The sequence below is a fragment of the Flavobacterium azooxidireducens genome (assembly GCF_023195775.1).
Classification (GTDB): Bacteria; Bacteroidota; Bacteroidia; order Flavobacteriales; family Flavobacteriaceae; genus Flavobacterium; species Flavobacterium azooxidireducens.
Map to the genome: position 1 here is coordinate 2,674,403 of NZ_CP096205.1, position 12,644 is coordinate 2,687,046.

Sequence of the window (12,644 nt, forward strand, 5' to 3'; positions counted from 1 at the left end):
CCCTGATAAAACTTCATAATATGAAAAAAATAGTAATTATTGCTTTACTGCTGGTTGGTTACCAAGGGATTGCACAGCAAGATGCACAGTACACACACTATATGTATAACACAATAAATGTTAACCCAGCTTATGCAGGTTCACGAGGTGTAATGAGTATTTTTGGTTTACACCGTACTCAATGGGTTGGATTAGACGGAGCTCCGGTAACCAATTCGTTTTCGTTAAACACTCCTATTAACAATACGAATTTAGGTGTTGGTTTATCGTTTGTAAATGATCGCATTGGTCCAACGGATGAAAATGCGATTTCGGTAGATGTAAGTTATACAGTTCCTACATCCGAACGATTTAAACTTTCCTTTGGAATAAAAGGAACAGCCAATCTTTTTAGTTTGGATCCAAGTAAGTTAAACCCTGAACACATGGGAGACCCACAGTTTCAGAATTTAAAAAGTGAGTTTACCCCTAATTTAGGAGCTGGTGTTTATTTTCATTCAGACAAGAGTTATATCGGATTATCAATACCTAATTTTTTTGAAACAGTCCGTTACAGCGACAATGATGTAGCAATCAACAAAGAGCGAATGAACTTTTATTTAATAGGAGGACATGTGTTTGATTTGAGTTACAACGTTAAATTCAAACCGGCTTTTTTAGTAAAGGCAGTCGAGGGGGCACCATTACAATTGGATGTATCAGGAAACTTTTTAATCAACGAGCGATTTGTCTTAGGAGCAGCATGGCGTTGGGATGCAGCCGTGAGTGCCATGGCAGGCTTTCAAGTGACCCAAGGGTTATTTGTTGGTTATGGCTATGATCATGAAACCACCAAATTAAGACGATTTAACTCAGGTTCACACGAAGTGTTTTTGAGATTTGAATTATTTAATAGATATAACCGAATCGTTTCACCCCGATTTTTCTAATTCCTTGAACCATGAGAATAAATTATATACACACCCTGTTATTGAGTTTATGTTTTGTTAGTAGCTTTGCTCAAGAGCGAGCAGCCAATAGAGCAGAAAAGAAGTACGATAAATATGCCTATGTTGATGCTATTGAAACCTATGAGCGAATAGCCAACAAAGGATATAAGAATCAGGAAATATTACAAAATTTAGGTAATGCCTATTATTTTAATGCCAAATTAGAAGAAGCATCTAAGTGGTATGGCGAGTTATTTGGCCTAACCCAAGATGTAGAGACTGAATATTATTTTCGTTATGCTCAATCCTTAAAAGCAGTAGGCGATTATAAAAAAGCGGATGATATGATGGCAAAATTCCACCAAAAGAACCAAAGTGATTCTAGGGGAGTTTTGGCAAAAACGCAAAAAGACTATTTAGCAGAAATCAAGAAAAACTCAGGAAGACACCAAATTGAGGAAGCAGGAATCAACTCTGTTTATTCCGATTATGGAAGTGCTTTTTATGGTGATAAGCTAGTTTTTACATCGGCAAGAGATACAGGTAATTTCATCAAACGCAAACACACTTGGACAGGTCAATCCTTTACTCGCATGTATGCAGCAACAATAAAGGAAGACGGTTCGGTAGAAAACCCTGAGAAATTTGCTAACGAAATCAATACACGTTTTCACGAAGCTACGCCTGTTTTTACAAAGGATTTAAAAACGGTTTATTTTACAAGAAATAATTTTAACCAAGGCAAAAAAGGAAAGGACAGTAAACGTGTAACGTTATTAAAAATCTATCGATCAAAACAAGGAGAAGATGGTAAATGGGGTAAAGAAGAAGAATTACCATTTAATAGCGACAACTATCAGGTAGCTCATCCAGCACTTAGTCCAGATGAAAAAACATTATATTTTGCATCAGACATGCCAGGTACTTTGGGAGCATCAGACTTGTTCAAAGTAACCATTAATGAAGATGGAAGTTTTGGTACGCCTATAAATTTAGGACCAACTATAAACACCGAGGCTAGAGAAACCTTCCCATTTATATCGAGCAAGAATGAACTTTATTTTTCTTCAGACGGTCATCCGGGCTTGGGCGGATTAGATATTTTTGCATCACAAATCAAAGAAGACGGATCTGTGTCAGAGCCAGTGAATGTTGGTGAGCCGGTTAATAGTTCGTTTGATGATTTTGGTTACATTATCAATCATACCAACAAAAGAGGATTTTTAACCTCAAACCGACCAAACTCAGTGGGCGATGATGATATTTATAAATTCATTGAAAATAGAGAATTGATACTCACTTGCGACCAAGAATTAGCAGGCGTTGTCACCGATACTGAAACCGGAGCAATTATTCCAAACGCAAAGCTAACGTTGATGGATGACAAGTTCAACAAGCTTAAAGAAACAACCAGTGATGCTCAAGGATTGTATGATTTTGGTGAAGTAGATTGTGATACAAAGTTCTATGTTCGAGCAGAAAAGACCGATTACAACACCAAAGAATTGGCGGTTATTACACCGAAAGAAAGCGGAAAAACAACCTTGCCGATAGAATTGGAACCAACCAAAAAACCAGTTAAAGTAGGTGATGATTTAGCCAAAGCCTTTGGTATAAAAATTATCTATTTTGATTTAGATAAATGGAATATTCGTCCGGATGCAGCTTTAGAACTAGCTAAAATATTGGATGTTCTTAATGAATACCCAAGTATGAAAATCGACATTCGTTCGCACACCGATAGTAGACAAACTCATAAATATAATGAATTGCTATCAGACAGAAGAGCTAAATCTACTATGGCATGGTTAGTGAAAAACGGAATCGATAAATCCAGACTTACAGCCAAAGGCTATGGTGAAACACAATTAGTAAACAAATGTGCTGATAACGTTGAATGTTCGGAAGAGGATCATCAACTAAACAGAAGAAGTGAGTTTATTATAATAGACTTGTAAATACCTTAACATACTTTAATTCAAACAGCTCATTTTCAATACAGAGAATGATGCTGTATGGATTATTGTTTTTAAAAATAATCAATCATTTTAAATAAAAGCCCCGTGGATTCTTTGAATTCAATATTAGTACACGATAGAAAAAGCTTTTTTTATCGTTTCGTTTCTATCCGATATAGTACATTTTATAGCATTGAAAAGTCTGCTCTTCACAAAGGAATAGAAGTTAATTTTAAAAATTTTGACCTTTTACTTTTCGTAATTTATGATGAAGTTGACCTAAAAGAATTACTTAATTACGTTCAGTTTGAAGGAATTATAATTTTATGTTCAAATAATGATGCATTGTTTGAAGAAGTAATTAAAAGCAGAGGTTTTCTACATCTTAAACTAACAATTTCAAAAATTGAAATAAAAAAAGAATTAGATAATTTATTAGAATTAGTTAAAATATTATTGATTGAATGATGAAAGAGAAAAATATATATATCATTGATTCAAAAGAATATGATAATTTGTACCTCAAACGAAGATTGCAAAATGTTGGTTGTAAATATATTGATGATTTTCAAATGATAAATAAAAACAATGATTATAAAGTTGTTTTTGTAATCAATGATTATAAGGATTGTTTACTTCTATTTAAATTTAAAGAATACAGACATTCTATCATTATCGCCAGTGATGATAGAGAAATTATTTCAATTTTAAAAAACAACACAAGTTATCTTGGTATAATTGATTTAAAAAAGCAAAAAATACTGAACAAACAAATTCACAATTACTTAGAATTGTAGTTTATCTAAAAAAAAAACAAAAAACCCTGTAAATCATACGATTTACAGGGTTTTAGCTTAATTTGATAATAAAAATGTGGAGTCGGAGAGAATGCGTCTACATTCAGAAACTCCCATTTTACAAGGTGTTAGAGAGGTTACATTTTCTAGGGTAACCGATTTTAGCACCTACATTTACTATTCAAATTAGTATAAATCGTATGATGTAAATTTAAGAAATAAATCTTGAATTTAAAAGGATAAAGTTTAAAAAATGAACTGGTTTTTAAACTGCTTGGGAATGCTTTTGGATAAATTGTTATAAAAAATATAATTGAATTCTATCCTATAATGAGATGAGCTACTTGTTCATATTTTATTCCTGCATAGGTGCAGAACTCTTCAATAGTTAGGAACTCATTCTCTTGCTTATTAAGCTCTTTTTTTACTTTTTGCATCAATCGAGTACTTTGACGATAACTTTTACCGGTTATTCGCTGTATGTCCTTTGGATAGATGCACACCCTCTGATTATTCATTTTCATACTTTATCTATGCCTTTGATTAGGCTTTGACTAACTTCTGACTTGCAGAAAATCTTCTGCAATTTAATTATAATTTTTTAAACTGATTTAGTGGGATTTTATGTTCGTTTTGGACACTTGTGTCGATTTTGGACATATGGTACACTACCAGTTTTTTCTTGGAAAAATGTGTTGTAATCTTTGTTATGATCATTTGAAACTGTTGCAACAAAATTTAGAATGATGGAGTCGTGAGAGGTTTGTAAAAGCAAACCATATGTTGAATTAAATTTTGAAGTTATGGCTAGACAGAAAGGCATAATTAAATTGAAAGGTACTATCGGGGATATTACCTTTTACAAAACTCAAGATGGGCATTTAGCGAGAGAAAAAGGGGGAATTGACGCTAGTAGAATCGCTAATGATGCTGCGTTTCAAAGAACGCGTGAGAATGGAGCTGAGTTTGGACGGGCTGGGAAGGCCGGAAAAATTCTAAGAACTTCTTTGAGAGCTTTGCTTTTGAATTCTGCGGATAGTAGAATGGTGAGCCGATTGACTCAGCGGATGATGAAAGTGATTCAAGCTGATGAAGTGAGTGAAAGAGGTTTACGAAATGTGATTGATGGTGAGGCGGAGTTGCTTACCGGTTTTGAGTTTAATATTCGTGGAAAACTTGGCACCAGTTTATATGCTCCATTTACAGGAGCTATCGATCGAGTAACAGGTGAAGTGTCTGTTACCTTGCCACCATTCGTTCCCGCTAATATGATTGCTGCACCATCCGGAACCACACATTTTAAAGTCATTTCTGCGGGAGCGGAAGTTGATTTTGAAGCTGAAACCTTTGTAGTTCAAAACTCTGAAACGGCTATTTTGCCATGGAATGCCGTTCCAACAGTTGCTATTAACCAAGTGAATACTGTTACACCAAACAGTACTAAGCCATTATTTTTGGCTCTTGGATTAGAGTTCTATCAGGAAGTGAATGGTCAAATGTATCCGTTGAAAAACGGTGCTTTTAATCCGCTTTCCTTGGTGCAAGTTAGTGGCTTGTAGAAGATGGTTTTACTACTATCAAGAACTTATTTCCCTGAAGGAACAAATGGTAAACTCGAATGCGAAGGTAAATTGATTTGTAAAACAATTGAATTGCCGTGGAAGATGAACGAAACGAAGGTTTCCTGCATTCCTGAGGGGAAATATTTTATTAGAAAGCGATACAGTGCCAAATACAAATGGCATTTGGAAGTGATGGATGTACCGAACAGAAAATTCATTCTTTTTCATCCTGCGAACAATTCTCAAAAGGAATTACAAGGCTGTATTGCTCCTGTTATTAAACTTTCTGGTCCAGGACTTGGTTTGATGTCTCGGAAAGCTTTTAATAAACTGAAAGATATTGTTTATCAAGCTTTGGATGAAAATGAAAGTGTCGAATTAATTGTTCAATAGATCCTTACAGGATGACAAAAAAGTAGATTATGAATAAAATTGTAGAGAGAGCGAGTGCTCCCACACCAAAGTTTTTTAAAGTGCTTCGAACTATTGGATTGGTATTGGCTACTGTTGGTACTGCCGTTTTAACTGCACCAGTTTCTTTGCCAGTAATTGTGACTACAGTTGGTGGCTATGTTGCTGTTGCCGGTGGTGTTATTTCAGCTGTAAGTCAGTTGACTGTTGAAAAGAATGAACAGCCAGACTAATTCAACATTGGTTGGAACTGTCGGAGGTACTTTTTTGAGTATGGTACCGAATTTGAACTCAGAAGATTTAATTAGAACAGTTATTTTGGCAACTGTTGGAGCTATAGTGAGTTTTTCAATTTCGGTATTGCTCAAATACCTCTGTAGGAAGCACAAAAAATAAGTTTAACTCTCGTTGTGGTGACCTTTGAGTTAAACAAAATGAAAGCCCAAACCGAAAGGAATGGGCTTTTTTATTCAACAGTAACTTTAATTGAAAAGTCGAATGTTTTTTTATGGCAAGATGGGCAAAAATTCCCAGTTGGATTAATAGTGAAATTACCGAATTTATATTTACTTAGGTATTCAGGATGTGCCGATTGAAGTTCTTCGTTAGTGTATAATTTGTAATTGATGGGGTCATACATTTTATAGTTTACAGTTTCTATTTTCCCCGTTTTCAAATTAATTGCAGGTCCTAAACAAACATTTTGAAATTTTAGGCGACCTCCTCCAAATTTAAAACCTTTGGAGTAACTGCAACTGTTGCAAGTGCCTATCATTTCATGTTCCATACTATTTATACTTTCTTATCCTCAAAAATACTTATACCTTTTAATTTTAGATACCTTTTAAGAGAATTAATATTAACAAAATCTGAGGTTATTAACATTAAAGTTAAAGCCCAAACCATAAGGAATGGGCTTTTTGTCAGACTTCCCCAAATTGATTTAGTACAACTTCAATCACAACTACTTCAGAATTATACCAATATAAATCGTTGTATTTTGCGTAGTCTAATGCTTTTTTTCGGCTATCAAAAGCACCAAAAAAGACTCTTGATGCTTTTGATTTCCAGCTGTCAGTCTGAAACAATAAAAAAATACTCATAGAATTAATTTTAAAGGTTATACAAGATTATTTTTTGCAATAGCGATATAAAATGACTTTTCTTAAATCATTGATTAAATTGATGTTTTCGTGAAATTGTTTTTCCTTTTGTTCTAAGGTTTTAAGAGCTGCTACATTTTTTTTGTGTTGCTCGAAATCGGTCATCATTTCATTTGCTTTCAGATTTAGGGTTTTTGCAAAATCATTGATTCTGATGTATGGAATTACAGAACCGATAAGGAATTGAAGCCAATATTTTACTCTCCATAAGCTTTTACAGATGGATTCCATGTTTTCGCAATCTTCTGAACATTGGAAAATGATTACAAAGCAATTCGGGCAGGGTTCCTCTAAAGGTTTGCCTGTGTTTAACCCTTTGTTTAGGATGAAGAAATGAGGATTTGCATACTTTACTCCGTTTTGGTGGTGTTTCATTTTAAAATTTATCATATCGTGGCTATTAAGGATTTATCGACCGGACACACTTTTTCATTAAAATTTTTCAAAAGAAAAAAAGAAAAAAAAGAAAGCACTCACACCAAGTGGAGGGTTTCAAAAAAGCAAGTTTTTTTTAAAAAATACTACCACCCTGATTTGTCCTTTGGAAGTCGTAATTTGTTGCTTGGTAGATAAGTTGTTTTGAAAACGCATGCGTGGTGGAGATTTTTTAAAAAACCCGCAGGGCTTGAACTTGCTTTTTTGTAAACCCGGAACTTACCTTTGCTCTCTTTTTTTTATTTTATTTTTTTGCTTTCGGAGCAGGATTTTCCTTTTGAAGTCGGTTCTTTTTGTTTCGGAGACGGGTCGTCTTGCAAGGGTTTCAAATTTTGGGGCTGGATGAAAAACCAAAAACAATAAAAATGCTTTTCATCCGGAACCGAAATTTGAAACTCTTGCTGCACTATTTGATTTTTTTGTGGTGCGTGGAAGTGTTCAGTATGCAGAAATTAGTGTTCAGTTGTTTCGGAGATGGGAAGCACCTCAAAAAAACAATGCAAATACTACCGAGTGCGTGGGCAGTAGCGAAAGCAAGTGTGTGGTTTTTTGATTTGTTTGCACTTACTTTCTGATTGCTTTTTTGGGTGCTGATGCTTCATTTGTGTTTACATCGCAAGGCTTGAAGTTTGAATAATTTTCTTAGGAATTCTAAAAGCATGAGCAACCGGAAAGCAATTACTACTTCATGTTCTGACAAATCAAAAAACCACACTCTTGCTGGGCAATTTTATCTTTTGAGGGTGCTTGAAAGTGTTCAGTATTCAGATTTTAGTGTTCAGTTGTTTCGGAAATGGGAAGCACCTTCAAAAGATAATGCAAACACTACCGCTTTAACACACAGCTGATAAAAACAATTGATGAATTTTCTTCAAAGTGGTATATTTCTTTTTGAGTAGAAACGTTCTAATGAAATCACGAAGTAAGACCCGCGAAGCCACGTGTTTTTGGTAGCTGGGTGGTGCGAGGAAAGCTGCCAAAAATGTGTGGCTAGAGCGGGGCTTTCGAGCGTGGGGTGAGCGGCTTTTTTACATAATGTTATTATAGGGCAATGCACCATCTTGTTTTGGAGCACTCTTTTCTTTATTGCCCTATAATGCCACATTATGTAAAGAAGCTTTGGGAAAGTTTTTGTTGCCAGACACGATTTTTTTCGGAGGGATTTAGTTGTGGCATACAAAAACTTTTGGAGTTTGGGGAAGCGGTGGCAAATTTTTGGCAGTTGATTGTTTTCTTTAGTTAGATGTTTGAAAAAAAGGAATGTTCATTTGCTTTGAATTTTGGAGACTTAAAAGAGCAACAGGTTGATTAAGTAGAATTAGTTTAGCGAGCTTTGTGAGAGATGGTTAAGTGTTTGTTTCAAATCACTATCAGAAATCACATTTTTATTGTGTTTTTCTAATTTATTTAATAAATCTTTTTCATCTCTTAGGCTTAAATTTTTAACTATTTCAAGATAATTGATTAAGTTAAATTTTGTTGGAGGATTAATTCTGGTTGTGATTTCATGAAATCATTTTAGAAATTTGCCAAAGGCATAACCAACACTTATACCAACAAAATGATTCCTATTTATCTCTTTCCACTGTAATTCAAAATTGAGTGTAGGTTTTTTGTCTTTGTCTTTGAAACTAACCGGGATTCCGAATTTCCAATTTCTAGCTTTAAAAGTTCCATAATAATGTTCGAGTGCACCACTTAAACCAACTGTGTTATTAAAGACTAAGAAAGATAATTCATATCTAGTGCTTAATACAATAAATTCGTCATATTGTCCAATAAATACAAGTTGAGTACCTGTTACAGTTTGTTGATTGTTTGGTAGTGAAGCTATTGTTTCAAATGTGTTTGCAGTTTTCTCATTAATAATAAAATTATTTGTATTTGTTGAATTAAATTGGAGTTTAGCATTTATTGTCACGCCTTTACTAAAGCTCCACAATCCGTTTACGTATAAATCTATCTTGTAATCCCGAAATTTAGCAGTATCTACTATAGTATTAGGAGTTAAATCTTTCTTGAAATATGTTTCCTTACCACTGGCACCATAATATGCATCGAAACCAACCCACCAAGTTAAATAACTACTGTATAACTTTTCTTTTTTCAAAATTTCAATTTCTTTGTCCGCAATTTTCTTATAAAAAAAATAATACTTTTCTTTTATCAGTTTTTCGTTTTTATCAGTTAAATCATTGCCACAATATAAAATAGCATTTATGTTTTCCTCTTCATTGTTTGAGGATCTAGAAGGTGTAGAGATTGTTGTAGTTGTATTAGAAGTTGTTGTATTGCTATTAGTGTCTGGATTTATTGTTGTGGAAGTGGAAGTAGTACTACTATTTGAACTAACACCATTAGATACTGTTTGAGCATTAATATTTGTTGTTTCAACACCACTGTTAATTGAACTTGATTTTGTTGAATTAATATTTGTTACTACAGTTGATGCGGGTGTGAACTTAATATATTTATTAATTTCCTCGTTTATTGTTGGGATTATTATTTCTTCTCTAATTCGTCTTATGCCTTCCTTTTTACTGTGTGCAGAATTATCTCCATATCTTATAATCCCATTGAAAATATGTGTAAATTTTAAACCAATTCCAAAATCACTATTAAAGTCATACTCGTTTGATTTGCTATTTTGTGAGTAAATATTTGAAAATCCCTTATCTAATTTGTTTTTAACATAAATTGAAACCAAATTATTTATAGGTCGAATAGGTAATGGTTCATTTGAAAAAAAAATCTTTCTTAAATTTCTCAAATCAATATTTCTACCTATTGTTAACGTTTTGTTTTCTGTACTTGCTGAAACTATATACTTATCAAGGTTTAAATCGGTTATATTAGTTGCAAATGAATTAATTTCGTTTTCAAAAAATATATTTAGCATTTTGGGATTAAATGTAAAATATAACTCGTCATAATATAAATCTAAATTGGCAGGAGTTGCCAAATATGTTGTAACATTAGCTGGTCTGCTTGGATCATTTAAATTTCTTCTAGTGTCTAATATATAGTGCCTAGTTGTATTTCTCAAACTGTCTTTCACGGTTGGTGGAGTTTGCCCAAAACTGCTTATAGCACAACAAAATACTATAATTAAAAAAAATCTTGTAAAAATTGTTTCCATACTTAATGTATTTATAGTTAAACCTTGAATTACAATCTGTTTTGGGGCAAATTTTACTATTACATAATTTTAAACTTATTAATTAAGTCAACTATTGTAACTACATTTGAAATACTACCTATAAATGGTACTACTTTGTCAGGATTTTTAGTTTTTAATAGCTCAGCTTCCTCTTCATTAATGCTTTGTTTGCCCTTTGTTTAATCTAGCAATTATCTTCGGATGTTAGACATTAAATCTAAAGCAGTATGATAATCAATATAACCTTCGGAATACTAACACTAATTTGCTGTAAACAAGATATTTAAATCAAATTCTTCACCTATTAGAAATTTTAAATCAGATTACAAATAGGCTTGATAATCTCGCTATTTCTTTCTTTTAGTTCCTACTTATATTATTGTTAAATTCAAGTTAGGATATTTGTCTAGAACAATTGGTTTAATCTAAAAGTAATCTTACTTATTTGTTTTTTTTATCTGCGTTCAATAGTTTATTAAAGTTGTTCGATATATCGGGAATAAATCGTTCACCAAAACCAAAAATAAATGCACAAAAGATTAAATAATATTTTTCATTTGTTGTGTTATTATGTAATAGCGTTAAGATTATTTCTGCCTTGTATGCCAAGTAAAATATGCAGGCAGATGCACCTAAAATTAAAATTCTTGATGCCCCTGAAATTATATTAATATATTTTGAATTTGGGTCTAGGTAGATTTCTTTTAATTTTATTAATGTTGAAATCAATCCACCGAATGTTCCTGCAATAATTAATGCTATCAATACTACAAATTCTGAATTAAAATTATAGTTGTAATAAAACATTGTATTTATCCCTACAAATAGTACTACTAGAAAAGTTAATAGCGATGAAAAAATATAGTAGACGCGACTTTTTGTTAAAATTTTATTTATTAAATTATCTAAAATTTCATTAGCAATTTCTGGTTTGTCATTGAAGCAATTTTCCCATGCTTTTGACATAATATCAATTATGTCAAAATTATTTTTAGTTTGATCTTCTCCATCAATTGTTTTTAAAATTGTCATTCGAGTACTAATTGACCCCAACTTTGCCGCTAAATTATTACTGCTCGTATCTTCATCATGACAAAGCAAATTGGTTTCTGTTCTATAAATTATATAATCATTGGTTAAGCAATAGATTTGAACAATTTTTTTTCCGTTTCTATCTTTGCCATTTTCAACATAATTTCTAAAATTCGTTAATGTTGTTATTGATTTTATTTTGTTTTTAGCGGTACTTTTTTTTGCAGCCATAGCTAATTGATTTAATTAAATTTTTTACAGACTATAAACTCATTTATTATTGAAAACTCAATTTGAAGTTTCATAAAACTGATATATAATTTGTCTAATCAAAAAAGAAAATTTTAAAAAGGTAATTTTTTTACCCCAGTAATTAAAAAAAGATAAAAACAGCTTATTTTTTTATTTTCGTATTTTATTTAATGCAAATGACTTTGGAAAAAATATTTTTCAGGATTTAAACTACTTGACTTAATGTTACTATTTTATGTAGTTATTTTTAATTTTAATTGACTGATTGTAGAAGTAAAATTATTCAAAATTTAATTTTAACATATTCCGTAATAACACGTATTTTAATACGTATTTATATGTATTTTTTGGTAGTTGTTTTTTGAAACTAATTCATTTAAATTTTTTTGATATCAGCATTTTATGCTAAATAGCGTCATTTGATATACGTGTAAATACTTATTAAATTATTATTATTCAGCGTATTTTGAGTTGTTTTGTACTACTTTTTTCATGAAAATTGTAATTTAAGAATTTAATTACGTATAAATACTTACATAATTGAGTGAAAATACGTATTTTCGAGCCTAACAATTTTTTCTAAATTGTAAGCATAATTTTAATTAAAAATATCATGGAAATAAACAAAAACTCAGGAGGAGAAATTAAATTGAAAGAAGCTCAAGATCTTATTGCTGCTTTTCAGTCTATATTTCCTGAAGAAAAAAAGGCATTTTTTATTGGCTCAAATCATGTTGAAGCTATTTTAGCCCAAGATCGTTGCATTGGTGTTCGCATTTATAATGCATATGATGAAGATAAATTAACAAAAACTGTAGTTTTAGTTGGTGTTGATACACTAGGAAATGATATGAAGGAGGGTGTTATTGTAGATAGAACTGTCATTTGTCCTCCACATTGTCCAACGATTAGTATATTAGATTAAAAAAATAATATTGGATGAAT

At 32.1% G+C, this 12,644-nt stretch carries 13 protein-coding genes; 8 read left to right on the forward strand and 5 right to left on the reverse strand.

Annotated features, from left to right (window positions below; translation table 11 throughout):
• Positions 1–20 precede the first annotated feature (20 nt).
• The 7 genes from M0M57_RS11635 to M0M57_RS11665 all read left to right on the forward strand — a co-directional run bounded on the left by M0M57_RS11635 (position 21) and on the right by M0M57_RS11665 (position 5,890).
• Entirely contained in the window at positions 21–929 is a 909-nt protein-coding gene (locus M0M57_RS11635) for a PorP/SprF family type IX secretion system membrane protein (RefSeq protein ID WP_248433196.1), read from the forward strand.
• 41 nt (positions 930–970) lie between these two features.
• Entirely contained in the window at positions 971–2,887 is a 1,917-nt protein-coding gene (locus M0M57_RS11640; protein ID WP_326930574.1) for an OmpA family protein, read from the forward strand.
• Between the two features lie 114 nt (positions 2,888–3,001).
• Positions 3,002–3,355, forward strand: a complete 354-nt coding sequence (locus tag M0M57_RS11645) for a hypothetical protein (RefSeq protein WP_248433198.1) — start codon at positions 3,002–3,004, stop codon at positions 3,353–3,355.
• Positions 3,352–3,684 carry a hypothetical protein gene (locus M0M57_RS11650; protein ID WP_248433199.1) on the forward strand — a complete coding sequence of 111 codons (333 nt, stop codon included), beginning with the start codon at positions 3,352–3,354 and terminating at the stop codon, positions 3,682–3,684. Before M0M57_RS11645 ends, M0M57_RS11650 begins: the two co-directional genes overlap by 4 nt.
• Before the next feature lie 803 nt (positions 3,685–4,487).
• Positions 4,488–5,243: a hypothetical protein gene (locus M0M57_RS11655; RefSeq protein WP_248433200.1), complete on the forward strand. Its 756-nt coding sequence runs from the start codon at positions 4,488–4,490 to the stop codon at positions 5,241–5,243.
• 3 nt (positions 5,244–5,246) lie between these two features.
• Entirely contained in the window at positions 5,247–5,639 is a 393-nt protein-coding gene (locus M0M57_RS11660; protein WP_248433201.1) for a DUF5675 family protein, read from the forward strand.
• A 29-nt stretch (positions 5,640–5,668) separates the two neighbouring features.
• Positions 5,669–5,890: a hypothetical protein gene (locus M0M57_RS11665; RefSeq protein ID WP_248433202.1), complete on the forward strand. Its 222-nt coding sequence runs from the start codon at positions 5,669–5,671 to the stop codon at positions 5,888–5,890.
• A 233-nt stretch (positions 5,891–6,123) separates the two neighbouring features.
• On the opposite strand, the gene M0M57_RS11675 is transcribed toward M0M57_RS11665, so the two are convergent.
• From M0M57_RS11675 to M0M57_RS11695, 5 genes are all read right to left on the reverse strand, one after another.
• Positions 6,124–6,444 (reverse strand): hypothetical protein, encoded by a 321-nt coding sequence (locus M0M57_RS11675; protein WP_248433204.1) that lies wholly within the window; start codon positions 6,442–6,444, stop codon positions 6,124–6,126.
• Between the two features lie 136 nt (positions 6,445–6,580).
• Positions 6,581–6,760, reverse strand: a complete 180-nt coding sequence (locus M0M57_RS11680) for a hypothetical protein (protein WP_248433205.1) — start codon at positions 6,758–6,760, stop codon at positions 6,581–6,583.
• A 27-nt stretch (positions 6,761–6,787) separates the two neighbouring features.
• A complete protein-coding gene (locus tag M0M57_RS11685) occupies positions 6,788–7,210 on the reverse strand; it encodes a DUF6943 family protein (RefSeq protein ID WP_248433206.1) in 423 nt (140 codons plus the stop codon).
• A gap of 1,558 nt (positions 7,211–8,768) precedes the next feature.
• Positions 8,769–10,394 (reverse strand): hypothetical protein, encoded by a 1,626-nt coding sequence (locus M0M57_RS11690; RefSeq protein WP_248433207.1) that lies wholly within the window; start codon positions 10,392–10,394, stop codon positions 8,769–8,771.
• A gap of 462 nt (positions 10,395–10,856) precedes the next feature.
• Positions 10,857–11,678, reverse strand: a complete 822-nt coding sequence (locus M0M57_RS11695) for a hypothetical protein (RefSeq protein WP_248433208.1) — start codon at positions 11,676–11,678, stop codon at positions 10,857–10,859.
• 634 nt (positions 11,679–12,312) lie between these two features.
• Here M0M57_RS11695 and M0M57_RS11700 point away from each other — a divergent pair.
• Positions 12,313–12,624 carry a hypothetical protein gene (locus tag M0M57_RS11700; RefSeq protein WP_248433209.1) on the forward strand — a complete coding sequence of 104 codons (312 nt, stop codon included), beginning with the start codon at positions 12,313–12,315 and terminating at the stop codon, positions 12,622–12,624.
• Positions 12,625–12,644 lie beyond the last annotated feature (20 nt).

Coding starts and splice junctions, on each gene's coding strand:
- M0M57_RS11655 (WP_248433200.1), top strand. CDS start 4,488: ATGGCTAGACAGAAAGGCATAATTAAATTGAAAGGTACTATCGGGGAT.
- M0M57_RS11700 (WP_248433209.1), top strand. CDS start 12,313: ATGGAAATAAACAAAAACTCAGGAGGAGAAATTAAATTGAAAGAAGCT.
- M0M57_RS11685 (WP_248433206.1), bottom strand. CDS start 7,210: ATGATAAATTTTAAAATGAAACACCACCAAAACGGAGTAAAGTATGCA.
- M0M57_RS11675 (WP_248433204.1), bottom strand. CDS start 6,444: ATGGAACATGAAATGATAGGCACTTGCAACAGTTGCAGTTACTCCAAA.
- M0M57_RS11635 (WP_248433196.1), top strand. CDS start 21: ATGAAAAAAATAGTAATTATTGCTTTACTGCTGGTTGGTTACCAAGGG.
- M0M57_RS11650 (WP_248433199.1), top strand. CDS start 3,352: ATGATGAAAGAGAAAAATATATATATCATTGATTCAAAAGAATATGAT.
- M0M57_RS11690 (WP_248433207.1), bottom strand. CDS start 10,394: ATGGAAACAATTTTTACAAGATTTTTTTTAATTATAGTATTTTGTTGT.
- M0M57_RS11660 (WP_248433201.1), top strand. CDS start 5,247: ATGGTTTTACTACTATCAAGAACTTATTTCCCTGAAGGAACAAATGGT.
- M0M57_RS11695 (WP_248433208.1), bottom strand. CDS start 11,678: ATGGCTGCAAAAAAAAGTACCGCTAAAAACAAAATAAAATCAATAACA.
- M0M57_RS11665 (WP_248433202.1), top strand. CDS start 5,669: ATGAATAAAATTGTAGAGAGAGCGAGTGCTCCCACACCAAAGTTTTTT.
- M0M57_RS11680 (WP_248433205.1), bottom strand. CDS start 6,760: ATGAGTATTTTTTTATTGTTTCAGACTGACAGCTGGAAATCAAAAGCA.